This window comes from Bacillus litorisediminis, assembly GCF_022808645.1.
GTDB lineage: Bacteria > Bacillota > Bacilli > Bacillales > JC228 > Bacillus_BF > Bacillus_BF litorisediminis.
On sequence record NZ_JAKZKT010000011.1, the window covers coordinates 1 to 18,319 of the forward strand.

At 44.3% G+C, this 18,319-nt stretch carries 17 protein-coding genes; all 17 read left to right on the forward strand.

What is annotated here, in order from left to right; genetic code table 11:
* Positions 1–726 precede the first annotated feature (726 nt).
* The 17 genes from larE to MLE14_RS07690 all read left to right on the forward strand — a co-directional run bounded on the left by larE (position 727) and on the right by MLE14_RS07690 (position 18,299).
* Positions 727–1,542, forward strand: coding sequence for an ATP-dependent sacrificial sulfur transferase LarE (larE, locus tag MLE14_RS07610; RefSeq protein ID WP_243297763.1), 816 nt, complete (start codon positions 727–729; stop codon positions 1,540–1,542).
* Positions 1,543–1,590: 48 nt separating this feature from the next.
* Entirely contained in the window at positions 1,591–2,289 is a 699-nt protein-coding gene (larB, locus tag MLE14_RS07615; RefSeq protein WP_243297764.1) for a nickel pincer cofactor biosynthesis protein LarB, read from the forward strand.
* Positions 2,270–3,586, forward strand: coding sequence for a nickel pincer cofactor biosynthesis protein LarC (larC, locus tag MLE14_RS07620; protein ID WP_243297765.1), 1,317 nt, complete (start codon positions 2,270–2,272; stop codon positions 3,584–3,586). The genes larB and larC overlap by 20 nt, the downstream gene beginning before the upstream one ends.
* Before the next feature lie 438 nt (positions 3,587–4,024).
* Complete coding sequence (locus MLE14_RS07625; RefSeq protein WP_243297766.1) at positions 4,025–5,059, forward strand: TRAP transporter substrate-binding protein; 1,035 nt, start codon at positions 4,025–4,027, stop codon at positions 5,057–5,059.
* A 13-nt stretch (positions 5,060–5,072) separates the two neighbouring features.
* Positions 5,073–5,636 carry a TRAP transporter small permease gene (locus tag MLE14_RS07630; RefSeq protein WP_243297767.1) on the forward strand — a complete coding sequence of 188 codons (564 nt, stop codon included), beginning with the start codon at positions 5,073–5,075 and terminating at the stop codon, positions 5,634–5,636.
* Between the two features lie 28 nt (positions 5,637–5,664).
* Positions 5,665–6,939, forward strand: a complete 1,275-nt coding sequence (locus MLE14_RS07635) for a TRAP transporter large permease (protein WP_243297768.1) — start codon at positions 5,665–5,667, stop codon at positions 6,937–6,939.
* Between the two features lie 28 nt (positions 6,940–6,967).
* Positions 6,968–7,999, forward strand: a complete 1,032-nt coding sequence (locus MLE14_RS07640; protein ID WP_243297769.1) for a C-terminal binding protein — start codon at positions 6,968–6,970, stop codon at positions 7,997–7,999.
* 15 nt (positions 8,000–8,014) lie between these two features.
* Entirely contained in the window at positions 8,015–9,064 is a 1,050-nt protein-coding gene (locus tag MLE14_RS07645) for a TRAP transporter substrate-binding protein (RefSeq protein ID WP_243297770.1), read from the forward strand.
* Between the two features lie 24 nt (positions 9,065–9,088).
* On the forward strand, positions 9,089–10,354 hold the full coding sequence (locus MLE14_RS07650) for a lactate racemase domain-containing protein (protein WP_243297771.1): 1,266 nt from the start codon (positions 9,089–9,091) through the stop codon (positions 10,352–10,354).
* Between the two features lie 34 nt (positions 10,355–10,388).
* The gene (dgoD, locus tag MLE14_RS07655) at positions 10,389–11,537 is read left to right on the forward strand and encodes a galactonate dehydratase (RefSeq protein WP_243297772.1); all 1,149 of its coding nucleotides are present in this window, start codon (positions 10,389–10,391) and stop codon (positions 11,535–11,537) included.
* Between the two features lie 16 nt (positions 11,538–11,553).
* A complete protein-coding gene (locus MLE14_RS07660; RefSeq protein WP_243297773.1) occupies positions 11,554–13,764 on the forward strand; it encodes a dihydroxy-acid dehydratase domain-containing protein in 2,211 nt (736 codons plus the stop codon).
* A 23-nt stretch (positions 13,765–13,787) separates the two neighbouring features.
* Entirely contained in the window at positions 13,788–14,735 is a 948-nt protein-coding gene (locus MLE14_RS07665) for a U32 family peptidase (RefSeq protein ID WP_243297774.1), read from the forward strand.
* Positions 14,726–14,893, forward strand: coding sequence for a hypothetical protein (locus MLE14_RS07670; protein ID WP_243297775.1), 168 nt, complete (start codon positions 14,726–14,728; stop codon positions 14,891–14,893). Before MLE14_RS07665 ends, MLE14_RS07670 begins: the two co-directional genes overlap by 10 nt.
* 108 nt (positions 14,894–15,001) lie before the next feature.
* Complete coding sequence (locus tag MLE14_RS07675; RefSeq protein ID WP_243297776.1) at positions 15,002–15,775, forward strand: IclR family transcriptional regulator; 774 nt, start codon at positions 15,002–15,004, stop codon at positions 15,773–15,775.
* Positions 15,776–15,857: 82 nt separating this feature from the next.
* Positions 15,858–16,760: a fumarylacetoacetate hydrolase family protein gene (locus tag MLE14_RS07680; RefSeq protein WP_243297777.1), complete on the forward strand. Its 903-nt coding sequence runs from the start codon at positions 15,858–15,860 to the stop codon at positions 16,758–16,760.
* Positions 16,761–16,831: 71 nt separating this feature from the next.
* Positions 16,832–17,134: a UxaA family hydrolase gene (locus MLE14_RS07685; RefSeq protein ID WP_243297778.1), complete on the forward strand. Its 303-nt coding sequence runs from the start codon at positions 16,832–16,834 to the stop codon at positions 17,132–17,134.
* Positions 17,124–18,299: a UxaA family hydrolase gene (locus tag MLE14_RS07690; RefSeq protein WP_243297779.1), complete on the forward strand. Its 1,176-nt coding sequence runs from the start codon at positions 17,124–17,126 to the stop codon at positions 18,297–18,299. Before MLE14_RS07685 ends, MLE14_RS07690 begins: the two co-directional genes overlap by 11 nt.
* Positions 18,300–18,319: the final 20 nt, after the last annotated feature.

Here is an 18,319-nt window from a genome sequence, read left to right on the forward strand (position 1 = left end):
TTTAGATTAACAAAACCTCCCCCCAGCAAAAGAAACAGAAAGGCTGGGGGATAATACCAAAGTCCGAATAGCAGAATTGTACATTCTAAAACGAGCAAAAGTGTACATATTATCGTTGACATTTATAACCAGAATTTACTTTTCACACCCTAGAGTAAAGCTAGATTCTCCGCTACTGCCGGTTTGAAGTCCGATTTATTACATAAACCTGTGTCTCTTTGAAATTTAAACAATCGTTTGTTTAAACTCTTATTGGTTGTGTGATAGAAATGCAATATAAAAAGCCTTGCGGATAACCTCTGCAAGGCTTTATTCAAGTTTATTATTTAAAAGAAGGTGTAGAGAGGATAGTTGCTTAAAGCATTTTTCCAAGAAACATTCCACTGCATTTGACATAACCCTTCTAATTTAAAATCTCTACCAACTATCCTTCAGCTTTTCGATTCGCATCCTTTCTCCATCAATTTACAGATGAAAGACCAACTCCTTTGAGTTTGCGCAATACCAAAAAGCCAATATAGGAATAAATGACTAAAAATTCAAAACATATTGCAATTTAAAACCGAGTTTTATAATATAAAATTCAAAAAATGCTTACCCATTGTTTTACAAATTTTTTCCGCGTAAATGATACCGGTTACAAAGCATTCAGTTCCTATTATTCTTCTTTTGAATGTGTAAAAACACATGTAGTTGTAGTGGATTATCCATAAGGAGGGGATGAAGTTGCTGGAGTTAAAATATCAAAGGCTTCAGGAAATTTTGCGGGACATGAAAACCGTCGTTGTCGCTTTTTCCGGTGGTGTAGACAGCACCTTTTTATTAAAGGCTGCCATTGATACGCTTGGCAAAGATCATGTCCTGGCTGTGACAGCTGACAGTGAAACGTACCCCTATGAAGAGCTCGAAGACGCAGTCAAACTTGCACAGCTTCTCGGTGCCAGACATGAAGTCATTCAAACCTCTGAATTAGCGATACCGGGTTATTCAGAGAACACCCCAAACCGGTGCTATTACTGCAAAAAAAGTCTGTTTGAGCATTTAATCCCGATTATGAAGGAACAAAACTACGAAAATATCGTTTTTGGCTTAATTGCTGATGACCTTGGAGATCATCGGCCCGGGATTCAGGCTGCCAAGGAATATAACATACGGGGGCCATTAGCCGAGGCTGACCTCTATAAAGCCGAAATTCGGGAGCTTTCCCAGCAGCTGGGACTGTCAACCTGGGATAAGCCGTCATTCGCCTGTCTTTCTTCAAGAATTGCTTATGGAGAAAAAATTACGATTGAGAAGCTCAACCGAATAAACCGTTCCGAACAGGCGATTCGTGCCTTGGGTATTCGTCAAGTCCGTGTTCGGACCCATGGAGAAATTGCCCGAATCGAGGTAGAGCCAGGGGACATGCCGATTCTGATGGAGGCGCATCAGGAGATAAGCAAAAAACTGAAAGAGTTAGGCTACAAATATATCACAATGGACCTCGCTGGCTACAAAAGCGGCAGCATGAACATGGGATTAAAGATGGCAGAGACGTCATAAATCCAGACATCAACTTAACTTTACAAGTTCTGAAATGAAGGTGAGAGCATGAAAAATTTTACGGACCTGGGGTTTTGCAAAGTAGACATTGACCGGGAAAGGAGAACTGGCTATCCAGAGGTGATTTATGGGGAAGGTAAAACGGCCGATCAGATCACGGCCATAATGGGCAAATTGATTGAATCTCATGGAAAGGTAATGGTGACGAGGCTGGAAAAGGAAAAGGCAGCTGAGGTTTTGAAAGAATACCCGCATGCAAACTATGATTCTGTATCTAGGATTCTCGTATATGGTTCACCGTCCCGTAAATATCCTGGTCAAGTCATCGTGCTTTGTGCAGGAACCTCTGATTTGCCGGTGGCAGAAGAAGCAGCAATAACCGCAGAGTGGATGGGATGCAGAGTCAAAAAGCTGTATGATGTCGGTGTTGCAGGGATAGACAGACTCCTTTCCTACCGGGAGGAAATCGCCAATGCCAGTGTTCTTATCGTTGTTGCGGGAATGGAAGGAGCCCTGCCAAGTGTGGTGGGAGGAATGGTAAGCCGGCCTGTTATCGCCGTCCCGACATCTGTGGGGTATGGCGCGCACCTGCAAGGATTAACACCGCTGCTTGCAATGCTGACTTCCTGTGCTTCTGGGGTCAGTGTCGTCAATATTGATAACGGCTTCGGAGCTGCTTATCAGGCAGCCCTTATTCTTAAGCTTGTGTCAGAGGAGGCGGTCCTGCATGAACATACTTTATCTTGATTGCCAGTCAGGAATTTCAGGAGATATGACCTTGGCTGCGCTCATTGATTTAGGCGCTGATCTATCTTATATCAAGGACGAGTTAAGTAAGCTGGCGATTGACCCGTTTACTCTAAGCATTAAGAAAGTAGATAAAAAAGGAATCTGTTCCAGTCAGCTAGTGCTTGAATTTCATGATGAAAAGAAGGAAATGGTTTACGCTGGCGGACACATCCATCAGGAAGAGCTATTTCCTCATGATCATGCTTCTCATCACCACCATTCTCACGATCACCACGATCACCACGACCACTCGCATCACCATGTTCACAGAAAAGCCTCGACTATCATCGAAATGATCGAAAAAAGTAAATTGCCAGTTCGAGTCAAGCAGCGGAGCATCGCTGTTTTCCGAGTCATAGCAGAGGCAGAAGGAAAAATACATGGTGTAGACCCTAAGGATGTCCATTTCCATGAGGTTGGGGCCATGGATTCGATTATTGATATTATCGGGGTTTGTTTAGCTCTTGAGAATCTTGGCATTGATAAAATTATTTCCTCTCCTGTGCCGACCGGGTATGGCAAAGTCAAAATGGCACATGGTCTCTATCCTGTCCCTGCTCCTGCTACGGCAGAAATTCTAATCGGAATTCCATTAGCAGATTTTCACGTGAAAGGCGAGCTGACAACGCCCACCGGTGCCGGTTTTTTAAAAGCATTGGCAGCTGAATTCGGCTATTTGCCTCCGCTTCCGATCGAACGGATCGGCTACGGTGCTGGCAAGAAGGATTTTGATCATCCTAATGTTTTAAGAGCCTTCCTCTTTCAGTCATCCCCTTTTCCGCAAAGGGAGGTTATTACCGTTTTGGAATGTCAGCTGGATGATATGACGGGGGAAGCCTTTGGGTTTCTTATGGGAAAAATCCTCGATAGTGGAGCCCTGGATGTTTTTTATACTCCTGTTGTCATGAAAAAAAGCCGGCCTGGCTGTCTGATTACCGTCCTCGTGAATCGGGAAGACGCCGAAGCCATTGAAGAATTGCTTTTGAAAGAAACCTCTACATTTGGTGTCCGGAGCTCAGAATGGTCGAGAAGAGTACTGTCCCGAAAGTTTGAAAAGATCTGCACCCGTTTCGGTGAAATCACAGTAAAAATTGGATATGAAGGAAATAAAATTTTCCAAATATCGCCTGAATTTGAAGAGGTAAAGACAGCTGCCATCCATTTTAAAAAGCCATTAATGGATGTGTATTCTGAAGTGCAAATGGAAGCCAAAAGGAAAATCATGCACCAGAAAGGCCATTCTCCGGAGGAGTGAAAAAGCCGGTATATCCAAAGCAATGGCAGGTAAAAATGGTTAGCTCTTGTTTGTCTGGAAAGCAGAGAAATCAAGGGTTCTTTTATCAGGAAGAGAAAAATTCCAAAATAGTTTATTGACAAATCAGAAAATTCAACTTTATTATATATAGGTAGCAGTTGTTTTATATTATAAATATTTGTTTTATATTATAAAACAAATATTTAGTCTAAAACGATATAAGGGGGGATACCGTATCCATCAAATTTATTTGTTGTGAAATGACACCGCTTTCATTCGGACTAAGGGCGTCGGTAAGATTTTAAGACTCTTTTTTTTATAAGTAACCGGTGAAACAGCAGAGTGTACTCCCAGATGCTGTTTGCTGATTCGATCAGAAGATTAATAGTTTGAAAGGGCTCCCAATGAAGGCTTAAACATTTACAAGGGGTGGGATAAATGAAAAAAATATTGTCTGTTGTCAGCGGCCTTGCTCTTAGTGCCTCTTTCATTCTTTCCGCATGCGGAGGCACTGAACAATCCAGTTCAAATGGAGCAGGCGGTGAAGGTACTGCTAAAACCATAAAAGTCGCCCATTATTTTGCAGAAGATCATCCTCAAAACATAGCCCTCAAAGAAAAATTCAAGAAGATTGTAGAAGAAGAGAGTAATGGAAGTCTAAAAGTGAACATTTTTCCAAATAGCACACTAGGTGCTGAAAAAGAATTTTATGACGGTGTACGAAACGGCACCATTGAAATGGGAATTCCAGGTTTAATCATGCAGGCGGATATTCCAAAAATGGCAGTTCCGGAATGGCCTTTCCTTTTCGAGGATTTTGATCATGTAAAGGCTGTATTAAACGGCCCCATTGGCGAAGAACTGACAGCTGACCTTGAAAAAGAGCACGGTGTAATACCTCTTGCCTGGAGTGCAAACGGATTCAGAATGTTTTCTTCCAATAAACCAATTGAAAGCATGGAAGATTTCCAAGGTCTTCGCATCCGTATGCCAAATATTCCAAACTACATTGAGCTTGGAAAGCTTCTTGGGGCAAATGTTACCCCGCTGCCGATTTCCGAAGTGTTTACCGCTTTGGAGCAGCAGGTAGTGGACGGACAAGATAATCCAATAGCTACGCTGCGTGCATCAGGATGGTATGAAGTTCAAAGTGATGTGCTGGAATCCAAGCACATGTTTAGCCCCAATATCTACATCATTAACAGTACCTTCTGGAACAGCTTGTCAAAGGAACAGCAGGAGATAATTAAAAGGGCTTCGAAAGAAGCTGCAGAATATGAATTTGAATTATTGGAGAAAAGCTATGAAGAAGATAAAAAGTTCCTTGAAGAACACGGTATCACATTTACCGAGCCAACCGAAGCTTTCTCATCGGAAATGGAAAAAGCTGTCCAGCCTTTATATGATGAAATCTTTGAAACGTATGATTGGGCCGAGGATCTGGTTGAAAGGATAAAAGCTGAAGCTAACTAAAGGAGGGAAAAATATGCTGCAGAAAACAGCTAAGATACTGGATAAAATGCTGATTGGTTCCATTGCTATAGCTTTCACCTTCATGTGTATCCTTGTTTTTGGAAATGTAGTCCTCCGATATGTTTTTAATTCAGGGATCACTTGGTCAGAGGAAATGTCAAGATTCCTGTTTGTGTGGATGGTATTTTTAGGGGCGATTGCCGCTCTTAAAGATAACATGCATCTTGGGGTTGACATTATTGTAAATGCCTTGCCGCAAAAGATTAAAAAGATTGTTTTTGTGATTAGTAATTTATTAGTCTTATATGTTTTATGGCTTTTGCTTGTAGGCAGCTGGAAAATGACCGTGTTGAATATGAACAGTTATGCGCCTGCGACTGGACTTCCGTTTTCGTTTCTATATGGAATCGGGATTGTTACAAGTATCTCAATGGCTGCTATTATTATCATCCGCATGGTTCAGACCCTTACTTCAAAGAACGAATCCTCTTTGACAATGGTCTCATCTACAGAAGATATTTTGAAAGAGGAATTGGGTGATAGCCATAATCAACCGTCAGGAAAAATGACGATTTAATCCAAGTCAATCGAAAGGAGGAGAATAGATGGTTAGTATTTTTTTAGGGTCACTATTTGGTTCGCTCGCACTGGGAGTTCCGATCGCTTTTGCTTTGATTCTTTGCGGCGTTGCCCTCATGTTTACTTTAGATATGATGGACGCGCAAATTGTTGCACAAAACCTGATTAATGGAGCTAATAATTTTTCGCTGATGGCGATACCGTTTTTCGTGCTTGCCGGGGAGCTGATGAATGCGGGGGGAATTTCCAAACGGATTGTCGGGTTTGCCATGGCTCTTGTCGGGCATATCCGCGGCGGGCTGGGATTTGTAGCGATCATTGCCAGTATTTTGTTTGCCGGGTTATCAGGGTCGGCTGTCGCTGATACCGCTGCTCTTGGGGCGATTTTAATACCGATGATGATTGCCAGAGGCTATGATATCAAACGTGCAACAGGGTTGATCTGTGCTTCGGGAATTATTGCTCCCGTAATCCCTCCTAGTATTCCGCTAATCATCTACGGGGTTACGGCTGGAGTTTCCATTACTCAGCTATTTATGGGGGGAATTGTTCCGGGAATTATGATGGGTCTTGGCTTGATTGTTGCTTGGGCACTGATTTCAAGGAAGGATACAAGTGAACTTCCAAAGCGCAAATCGATGAAGGAGATTTTACAGGCCACCAAGCAGGCCAGCTGGGCTCTATTGCTTCCGGTCATTATTATTGGAGGATTAAGAGGCGGAATTTTTACTCCAACTGAAGCAGCTGTTGTTGCCGCATTTTATGCTTTATTCGTCGGTATGGCAGTCTATCGGGAAATGAACTGGAAGGATATCAGTCATGTTCTTGTATCCGCAGCTAAAACAACTGCCGTTGTGATGTTTGTCGCTGCAGCAGCGATGGTGTCTGCATGGCTGATTACTGTTGCAGATGTGCCAGGAGAAATGGCAAGACTTCTTGGCGGGCTTGTTGAAAACCCTTTAATGCTGATGCTGGTCATCAATCTTCTTTTATTAGCCGTCGGCTTAGTAATGGATTTAACGCCAGCCATCCTGATTTTCACGCCCGTGTTTCTTCCGCTGGCTGAACTAGCTGGGATTGATCCAGTCTATTTTGGAATTGTGATTGTCATTAATCTGTGTATTGGGCTGATCACTCCTCCAGTAGGAACGGTTTTATATGTCGGATGCGGGATCAGCAAAATAAATATAGGCGCTTTAACGAGGGGAATTTGGCCATTTGTGCTCGTTCACGTAATCGTGCTGCTGCTTTTAATTCTATTTCCTTCTATTATTAATGTTCCGCTGCAATTCCTAACCTAACCAATCAAATGAAAGGAGGCTGTTTAGAATGGTTAAATTCAAAGTAGTCGTCACTGATTTTGAGTTTGAAGATCTTAGGTTTGAAGAAAGGGTTTTACATCAAACAGGTGTGATCGAAGTAATAGGGGCCAAATGCCGCACAGAGGATGAAGTGATTCATGCGTGCCGGGAAGCGGACGGAATTATTAACCAGTATGCACCTTTAAGTAAAAGAGTCATAGAACGGTTGAATAAATGTAAGGTCATCACAAGATATGGGGTCGGAGTCAATACGATTGATCTCCAAGCGGCTACAGAAAAAGGAATCTGCGTAGCGAATGTACCGGATTACTGTATGGACGAAGTTTCGGATCATGCCCTGGCGCTTATCCTGTCGGGGATAAGAAAGGTAGTGGTCGCAAACGATCAGGTGAAAAAAGGGAATTGGGACTTTAAGGTTACAAGGCCGATTTACCGTCTCCGTGATAAAACGATTGGTCTTGTTGGATTCGGGAAGATTCCGCAGTCACTTGCAGAGAAATTAAAGCCCCTGGGATTTCATATTCTTGCATTTGATCCTTATGTTTCTGATCAAGAAGCAAAGAACAGGGGAGTAGCTTTGGTATCGCTTAATGAGTTAGTTGAGCAGGCGGATATCATTTCTGTCCATGCTCCGCTGACTCCAGCTACGAAAGGGATGCTTGGAAGAGAGCAATTCGCAAGGATGAAGAAAACGCCATTGATTATCAACACCTCAAGAGGCCCGGTGATTGATGAAAGTGCTTTAATTGAAGCTTTACATTCCGGGCAGGTATCGGGGGCAGCTCTTGATGTAATAGAAGAAGAGCCGATTAGTGAACATCATCCTTTTCTTACCATGGATCATGTCATTCTCACACCGCATGTTGCCTGGTATTCGGAAGAAGCGGAAGAAGAAATGCGGACAAAAGCAGCTTTAGGGATCATCGATGTTCTTGTACATAAAGAGTATCCCAAGTATCTGGTCAACCATGAGGTAAGGAATCGGATCAAGCTAGAAGAAAGTCTGAGTGAGCTGCGGTATGCAGAATTGGTTAAATAAAGGAGGAATTTCAAAATGAACAAATGGTTAAAGAAAATCGGGATTGTCATGATGCTGCCGGGGCTCTTGCTTTTAAGCGCTTGCGGAGCATCTTCAACAAGCAATAATACTGGATCCGGCGGGTCTTCAGGGATCCAGGAAAGAACGATTAAAGCCGGTATTGGTCTTAATGAAGACCATCCTCAAGGGCAAGCGTTAAAAAAATTCGTTGAAATTGTAGATGAAAAGAGCGGCGGTAAATTAGAAGTAAAGCCTTTTTATGCTGCTTCACTCGGAGATGATCAGAAAATGACTGAGGCTCTCCAGGGCGGATTGCAGGAAATTACGATTCCTTCCACTTCACCGCTGGTTGGAATGGTGAAGGAATTTGGAATTTTCGATTTCCCGTTCCTTTTCAATACCGCTGAAGAAGCAGATGCCATCCTAGACGGACCGATTGGCCAAAAGCTTTTAGATAAACTTCCAGAACACGGGCTGATTGGGCTTGGCTATTGGGAGAACGGATTCCGCCATCTGACCAACAGCAAACATGCAGTTGAAACCGCTGAAGACTTCGAGGGACTGAAGATTAGGACGATGCAAAATGAGGTCCATCTTGATGCTTTTAAAGCTCTAGGAGCCAATCCGACGCCGATGGCTTTTTCCGAAGTCTTTACTGCTTTGGAAAGCAAAACCGTAGATGGTCAGGAAAATCCGCTTGCCACCATCAAGTCAAACAAATTTAATGAGGTCCAGGAATATTTGAGCCTGACCAAGCATGTGTATACGCCGTTTGTTTTTCTCGTCAGCAAAAAGTTCTGGGACCAGCTTTCTGAGGAGGAACAAACCATCCTAAAAGAGGCAGCAGTTGAAGCAGGGCAATACCAGCGACAATTAAGCCGTGAAGAAGATGCAAATGCGATTGAAGAAATTAAGGATTCAGGAACAAAGGTCAACGAAGTTTCAGACGAGGAAAAAGAGAAAATGAAAGAGATTATTCAGCCTGTAATAGATAAATATGCAAAAGAATTCGGTCAGGAGCTTGTTGATGAACTCATGAAAGAAATTGAAAACGTTCGCAAATAGAACGGATTCCGGGAGATGATCTGAATGACAATTATCAAAGAACTTTTGCGTGATGTACCACTCCCGCGAATGGTAAAGGTGAGACAAAAATTTAACGCTCCAGAAATTGAGAATGTCGCAGAAGCCGTTCACGAAGCTATTAATAGAGCCGGTGTTCTCGACAGAATCCTTCCTGGGGACAGAGTAGCGATAGCGGTAGGCTCAAGGGGAGTCGCTGATATTCCTGTTTTGGTCAGGGAAACCGTGCGTGCCGTGAGAAGAGCAGGCGGCAGCCCGTTTATTGTTCCCGCCATGGGCAGCCACGGGGGAGCAACGGCTGAAGGCCAAATTGACGTCCTGGCGCAGCTGGGTGTAACCGAAGCTGCCACCGGTGCTCCTATCCTGGCAACCATGGAGGTTGAAGAGATTGGAAGGCTAAAAAACGGCCTTCCAATCTACATCGATAAATTTGCATATGAAGCAGATAAGGTCGTAGTGATTAACAGAATTAAGCCGCATACGGCCTTTAGGGGCCAGGTTGAAAGCGGGCTGATGAAGATGATCACGATTGGGCTCGGGAAACAAAAGGGTGCGGAGGCTGCACATGCATTCAGTTTTAAATACATGGCTGAGCATGTGGTGGAAATGGCTAAGGTCGCGATTCAGCGTGTCCCGATTATATTTGGTCTTGGGACCTTAGAGAATGCTTATGATCGGCCAGCGAAGATTGTAGCGATCCCGGCAGAAGAAATGATTCATCAGGAGCCGGAACTGCTGCTTCAGGCCAAATCCCTCATGCCGAGAATTATGTTTGACCCTATTGATGTTCTGGTCGTGAATGAAATCGGCAAGGATATTTCGGGAGACGGAATGGATCCGAATATTACAGGCAGGTATGCAACGCCTTATGCAAGCGGGGGCCCACAAGTCTCAAGAATTGTCGTGCTGGGACTTACCCAAAAAACGCACGGCAACGCTAATGGGATTGGAATGGCCGATATGACAACCCAAAAAGTAATGGATGACATGATATTGGAAAAAGGGTATGCAAATGCTCTGACCAGTACGGTGATACAGGTAGTAAAGCTGCCGATGATATTGGAAAATGAGGAGCTTGCGGTAAAAGCGGCGATTAAAACGTGTAACGCCTTTGACTTATCTAAAACAAGAGTGGTCAGAATCAAAAACACATTAGATATCAAGGAAATCTGGATATCGGAAGCCTTGGTAGACGAAGCGAGGCAAAAACAGGAGATCGAAATCCTGTCAGAACCTGCTGAAATGAAATTTTCTTCAGAAAAAGTGTATTAAGCACAGCACCAATCTATTTTGGGGAGGTGATTCTATGAAAATATCAAGTTTGACTCTCTATAAAGTAGCTCCACGCTGGTTATTCTTGAAAATTGACACAGATGAGGGGATTTCCGGATGGGGTGAACCCATCGTAGAAGGGAAAGCTGATACTGTCAGAGCATGTGTCGAAGAGATCAGCTCCTATCTTGTGGGAAAAGATCCATTAAGGATTGAAGATCACTGGCAGGTTCTATATAGAGGAGGCTTTTACCGGGGCGGACCGATTTTAATGAGTGCGATTTCGGGAATCGAACAGGCGCTTTGGGATATCAAGGGCAAATATTACGGAATTCCTGTTTATGAAATGCTGGGCGGAAAAGCGAGGGATCGAATCAGGGTGTACGCCTGGGTAGGCGGGGATCGGCCAACCGATGTTGCAAGAGCAGCCATGGAAAAGAAACAGGAGGGCTTTACCGCTATCAAAATGAATGCAACAGAGGAAATGAATTACATAGATACATTTTCCAAGGTTGAGGAAGCTGTTAATCGGATTGCTGCGGTCAGGGAAGCTGTAGGAAAAGATATGGGCATTGGCTTGGATTTTCACGGACGGGTGCACAAATCAATGGCCAAAATTCTTGTCAAAGAGCTTGAGCCATTCCGCCCAATGTTCATCGAAGAACCCGTGCTCCCTGAAAACAATGAAGCATTAAGGGAAATAGCGAGGCATACGGTTTGCCCGATTGCCACAGGTGAAAGACAGTACACACGCTGGGGCTTTAAGCAGCTCTTGATCGACGGGTATGTTGATATTATCCAGCCCGATTTATCCCATGCAGGCGGAATACTTGAATGCAAAAAGATTGCCGCGATGGCGGAAGCCTTTGATGTATCCGTTGCACCCCATTGTCCGCTTGGTCCCATTGCTCTGGCGTCCTCCCTTCAGCTGGATGCCTCTACACCAAACGTGTTTATTCAGGAACAAAGTCTCGGAATTCACTATAATGAGGCAAATGACTTGCTGGATTATTTGACAGATGCCTCGGTGTTTGCATATAAAAATGGTTTTGTTGAAATACCAAATGCCCCTGGTCTCGGGATTCATATCAATGAAGAAATGGTGAAAGAAGCCGCAGCAAAGGGTCATAATTGGAAAAACCCAGTATGGCGGAATGAAGATGGAAGTGTAGCTGAATGGTAAAGAAGGAGGAGAAAGCATGACCGTAAAGTATCCCCGTATTGATAACAAAGTTAATCCTTATCGGGACAATGTACAGGGAAAGGCCAATGAACCGATCTGTGTCGCAGGGCTGCTGGATCGTTCTAAACAAATTTTAAGCAGTGAACTAAAAGGATTGCAGCCGGACTGGTCTTTAGACGAGATTTATGACAGACTCCATCATAACGCTCCCCGGATTGCGATCATCGGTGGCTCACCGGACCATCCTGCTCATATTATGGATTTCCAGACAATTGCGAGGGCGGCAATCCGGATTTGGCAAAATGGCGGCGTCCCTTTCCAATTTTCCACTCCTGTTATGTGTGACGGAACGGCACAAAGCAACCAGGGCATGAGCTACTCGCTGCAAAGCCGAAATGCGGTTGCTCAAATGGTGGTTAATCAGATGGAGGCACACAGCTACCATGGTGCTTTTGTGATACAGGGCTGTGATAAACAGCCGCTTGGTGTTGTAAGTGCGCTGGCCCAATTAGACCGGATTAGGAGACACCGCAATGAAGCACCATTCTTTGCTACTTTTGCACCTGCTCATGTACTGAGGGGAGGAACCATTCCTGCTGAGCTTTTTGCTGAATTGGAGAATGTTGCCCTTCTCGCAGAAGCAAAGGGTGCTGAAGACATCGCCTTTGATCTCCGCGATGCTCTTTCTTATATTTTACAATGTTCCTCAAACACAGCCTTTCAGGGGGTCCTTGAGCGTGCCACTGATAGAGGGATCATTACAAAAGAGCAGCATGCGATGTATGAAAAGAAACTCGCCGTTGCCACTTGCGACGGACAGGGAGGAGTATGCGCATTCAACGGTACCGGAAATAGCTCCAGACATCTTGTTGCAGGCATGGGGCTCGTCCATCCTGCCCTTGAGCTGCTGACGGAACCGCCTTCACAGGATGAAATCAATCAAGCTGTAGACTCACTGGCATACCTTATCAACGATCCTGTATATGGAGTAGCGAACATAATGGCTGCCAATATCAAAAATGCAATCAGAATCCACAGTGCGTCCGGGGGCTCGACAAATCTGATGATGCACATTGTCGCGGCCATGCTTTATGGAGGATATAAATTCGATCTTTGGGAATATGACCGGATTCATCATGAAGTGCCAGTTCCTGATCTGTTTGATTATAGCCTGACTCAAGGGCGGGACATCTTTGCCCTTGCAATGCAATGCTGCAGCGGCAAAATAAGGGGAATGGAAACGTTATTCTATGAACTGCTCGAAAACGGCGTGCCAATGGATATTGGAGCACCGACCGTAACGGGAACAACTTGGGAGGAAAGGCTCTCGGACAAACACGATTTGTCAGCAGCGGGAGTAAAAGATAATCCTATTATTCTATCAAATCCAAGAAGATCGTTCAGCGGAGTTGATGTCATCAAAGGGAACTTCTTCGAAAGCGCGGTAGTCAAAATAAGCGGTATGACAACGCCGCAGCTTGATAATTTCGATAAGAAAGCGTCATTTGTGCTTTTCTATGATAATGAGGATAGTGCGAATGAAAGTCTGCTTGATGAAAATCTATTGGATAAATTAAAGAACTCCCGAGTCTTTCGATACGATACGATGCTTGCAATGCTAAAACAGAATGCGCCAGATTTGTTTGAAGCCTGCAGGGATCTCGATTATGATCAGCTTTTTGACAAAATGGCGGCAGAAGGGGCATTAAAGATTTCTATCATTGTTTCCGGGCAGGGACCAGAAGCGTTTGGCATGCCCGAAATGTTTACTCCGATGCAGCATATCAACGCCAACCGGAAGCTGAAAAGACTAGCTACTTTAATTAGTGACGGCCGCTATTCCGGCGTAACCTATGGGGCAGCAATCGGGCATATGACTCCTGAAGCCAAGAACGGCGGGGGGATTTTATACCTGGAAACAGGGGATGTCCTGTACCTTGAGCTTCGCAATCGCAGAATCGAATTTCTCGATGAAACCGAATTCCAGAAGGGTCATCTCGTTTTTAATTTTGAGGATACAAAACAGATGCGAGAAGAACTTGGCAGAAAAAGGCTTGAAAAGATCCGGGAACGGCAGCGTCTTGTTGCAGCAAGCAACCGCTTAGCAGGCCATACCGATGCAGCGAATGGCGTCGTTCCTTTAGCGGTTGCAGAAGAGGCCGTGTACGACTATAAAACCGATGTGCTTATGCCCGAGCGCAAGGATTTGGCAGAAAACTCACATTAAAAGACGGAAAGGAGAAATAGATTGTGGACAGTACGCGTAAAGTAATTGAAAGCCTAGGGTTCCCAGGCAGTGATCTTCATCATCTTCCCGATTCTGTCAAAACATTCCCGGATGGAGCTCAGTATCGAATCGAAATCCCAAGCGTAGAGGGCCCCGCGTCCTTTCGGGAAGTGATTCAGGCTTCCAGGGAATATGATGTAGAGGTGCATCGGATTTCGCAAGGTAGCGGAATCATGCTCCTGACTGACGAAGAATTGAAGGAAATGGCTGCCATCGGGGCAGAAAACCAAATAGAGGTCAGTCTTTTTGTAGGACCAAGAGGCACTTGGGATGTGACTCCTATGTCATGGGCGAGCGCCGGAAAAGTGACGGGGCTCCGGGTCGAGAGCATGGATCAGTTAGTGTATTCTATCGAAGATATTAAGCGGGCCACAAGCTTCGGAATAAGAAGCATCCTGGTTGCGGATGAAGGGCTGCTGTGGCTTGTTCAGGAGTTCAAGAAAAAAGGGGAACTTCCATTAGACCTGACGGTGAAGATCTCCGTGCAGATGGGTCAGGCAAACCCGGTATCGATTAAGCTAATGGAAAACATCGGCGCCAATACATTTAATGTTCCGACTGATTTAACACTGGCGCGTCTGGCTGCGATTCGGCAGGCAGTCGATATTCCAATCGATATTTATGTAGAGGTGCCTGATGATATTGGAGGTTTTATCAGACATTATGAAATACCCGAAATTATAAGGGTTGCATCCCCGGTTTATATCAAATTCGGTTTGAGAAATGCTCCTAACATTTATCCTTCCGGGACACATCTTGAACAAACATCGATTGCCTTATCGCGGGAAAGAGTGAGAAGGGCCAGGATTGGATTGGATATGATCAAAAGATATGCCCCGCACTTAAAAGCATCTGCAAAAGGAGCCGAAGGTATATCAGTTCCTATACAGGGTGAAAAAGCATGGACGTAATTACGTTTGCAGCAGCAATGGGACCTTCTGCCTCCCGGACTATAAGAATTTCGGGCAGCAATCATTTGATCACTGAAGCTCAATCTGGTGTGGCGATTGTCCTATCATGCAGATGCGGATTGGTCCCGATTTTGGACACAACCGAATCAGGACAATAGAGTTGCGGAAGTGCTTTGTTAAGGATAACGACCCCCTTTTTGGCATAAAAACTTCCAGCCTCTATGGTAATATAGACATATATCAACAATCGCAAAGGGTGAAAATAAATGCCGATTATTCAATCAGTTGACAGGGCACTCCGCATCCTGGATTTATTTGATGAATACGAAACCGAACTGAAGATTACTGATATTAGCGATAAAATGCAGCTTCATAAAAGCACCGTTCATTCATTGCTAAAGACTCTTCAAACAAATGGCTATATTGAACAAAACATGGAAAATGGCAAATACAGACTTGGAATGAAACTGTTTGAGCGCGGGAATCTGGTGATTCGCAGATTGGATCTCCGAACGATTGCCAAAAAATATTTAATAGACTTATCAGTAAAAAGTCAGAATACCGTGCACCTTGTGATTCTCGATGGCAAAGAAGGGATCTATATAGATAAGGTAGAGGGAGCATCAGCCACTGTTCTCTATTCAAGGATAGGGCGGAGAGTTCCCCTGCATTCGAGCGCAGTCGGTAAGGCTCTTGTTGCAAATAAAGGCAAAAGAGAGCTTCAGGAAATTCTTAATGATTATGAATTTATTCAGCAAACACCTAATACTATTACAGATGAAGAGACATTTATTGCAGAGCTTGAAAAGGTAAAGGAAAAAGGATATGCGATTGACAATGAGGAGAACGAACCAGGAATTACATGTGTCGCTGTTCCTATCTGGGATCATTCCGGGACAGTGGTAGCCGCTATAAGCATGTCGCAAAATACCGCGAGTGTAAATGAGGAGAAGCTGGAACGAACAGTCGAAATGCTTAAAGATGCTTCTATTAAAATCTCAAAAGAGATGGGTTTTGAAATAAGCTCAGTTGCAAATTAGATTGAAATTCTGCTCGAACAGGGCAGAGTATGTTTTAATAATAAAACTTAGTTTTATATTGTAAAACAAGAGGAGTGTGAACATGAGAATTATTCGATATTTAAATGATAATGCCATTCCTGTTCTTGGAGCCGTAACGGACGAAGAAGAAGTATACCTCCTTCCATTTGCGGGTTTTATGGAGCTGGTAAATGAAGCGGAATCCAAAGGGATTACAGCGCTTAAGCTAGTTGAAGCTTCCATAGCTGGGATTAATCCTCTTGACAAGCGACTTGAAGAATTGGAGCTGCTTGTGCCAATCGTGGCTCCAGAAGTGTGGGCGTCAGGAGTCACCTATGAAAAAAGCAAGGATGCCAGAAACTATGAAGCTACTGGAGGAAATATAGGCGGTGCAACCTGCTATGACAAAGTCTATGATGCAGAAAGGCCAGAAATCTTTTTTAAATCAACAGCTGCCCGGACAATTGGCCCGCACACTCCTGTCTATTTAAGAAGCGACTCCAAATGGCAAATACCTGAGCCGGAAGTAGGGCTTGTCCTTACCAAAACCGGCAAAATTGTCGGATATACGATTGGTAATGATATGAGCTGCCGGGATATTGAAGGTGATAATCCTCTCTATCTTCCGCAGGCAAAAATTTGGAAGCATTCATGTGCCATCGGTCCTGCGATTCGTCTTGCGGAAACGGTGGATGATCCCTACAATTTTACACTAACCTGCCGAATTTACAGGGATGAAAAACTTATTGTAGAAGGAAGCGCCAATACAGCCCAATTAAAAAGGAAATTTGATGAGCTGGTCTCTTTCCTTTTAAAAGACAATGAGATTTTTGATGGGACTGTGCTGTTGACTGGCACTTCGATTATACCGCCAAATGATTTTACGCTTCAGGAGCATGACCAGATTGAGATTGAAATTTCCTCCATTGGGATCCTGAGAAATCCAGTTAAAGTCCAGTCGTACAGCATAGAACAGGCCCGATAATTCAGAAAATTGGTTATTATCAAGTTTTTCGTGGTGGGTTGTACCACAAAAAAGCAGGAGGTGGAGCTTGAATGGAAGAGAAATTCAAAATAGTCATGATGAAGCCGATTGACAAGGTTGCGATTGCATTAACGACTATTCCCCCGGGAACAGATCTAACTTTTACGTGTGAGGACAAAACGTTTGAGGTAACCGTTTTAGACGAAATCAAATTCGGGCATAAATTTGCAGTTGTGTCAATGGAAGAAGGAGAAGACATCATAAAGTACGGCGAAGTCATTGGCCAGGCGACAAGGAGGATTCTGGCCGGAGAACACGTACATATTCATAACCTGGAAGGCAAAAGAGGAAGGGGAGATAAAGTTGGGGCATGATCAAAACCATTCTTTTTGGGGATACAGAAGGCCAGATGGAAAAGTGGGTATCCGCAATCATGTTTTGATACTGCCGACGATAACATGCGCCACGCAGGCCGCCCATCAAATCACCCAGCTTATTTCTGGAACGGTCAGCTTCATTCACCAGCATGGATGTGCCCAGGTTGGTGTGGATTATGACCAGACATTCCGAACTTATGTCGGCATGGGGCTGAATCCAAATGTATACGGTGTAGTCGTTCTCGGCCTTGGCTGTGAAACCCATCAAGCAAGAAGTGTAGCAGGAGAAATCGCCAAAAGCGGCAAACCGGTAGAGGTGGTTTCGATTCAGGATCATGGCGGAACCTTATCTGCTATTGCAGAAGGTGCAAAGGTGGCAGCCAAAATGGTGCAGGATGCGTCAGCGCAAACTCGTGAGTTATGCCATTTCAGCGATCTTATTATTGGAACAGAGTGCGGCGGGTCAGATGCCTGCTCTGGCATCTCAGCTAATCCTGCTGTAGGAGTGGTAAGTGACCTGATTGTTTCTGCGGGAGGAACTGCGATTCTTGCTGAAACCACTGAATTAATTGGAGCCGAACATTTATTAGCTAATCGTGCCGCAGATGACCGGGTGGCAAAACGGGTATATGAAGTGATTGAGGCTATGGAACAGAGAGCGATTTTAATGGGGGTTGATATTCGGACAGGAAATCCAAGCCCCGGCAACATAGAAGGGGGCTTGAGCTCGCTTGAAGAAAAATCGCTTGGCGCCTCCACCAAATCTGGCACCAGTCCCTTAACAGAAATAATCGATTATGCAGAGGTTCCCAGTAAAAAAGGTCTTGTGTGGATGGATACACCGGGACATGATATTGAGCAATTGACAGGTATGGTGGCAGGTGGAGCCCAGCTTGTATTATTTACAAGCGGAAGAGGCACCCCAACAGGTTCACCGATTGCTCCTGTGATCAAGATTTCTACCAATACTCCGATGTTTGAAAGAATGAGCGAAAATATGGACCTCAATGCAGGCACGATTATTGACGGGAAAGAAACAGTAGTTGAGGTTGGGAAACGGATTTTCTCCGAGATTGGGAACGTATGCTCGGGTAAATTGACGAAGTCCGAAATATTAAAGCAGCATGATTTTGGGATTTGGCGAATCGGCCCTACATTTTAATAAAAATAGGAAGGTGATTG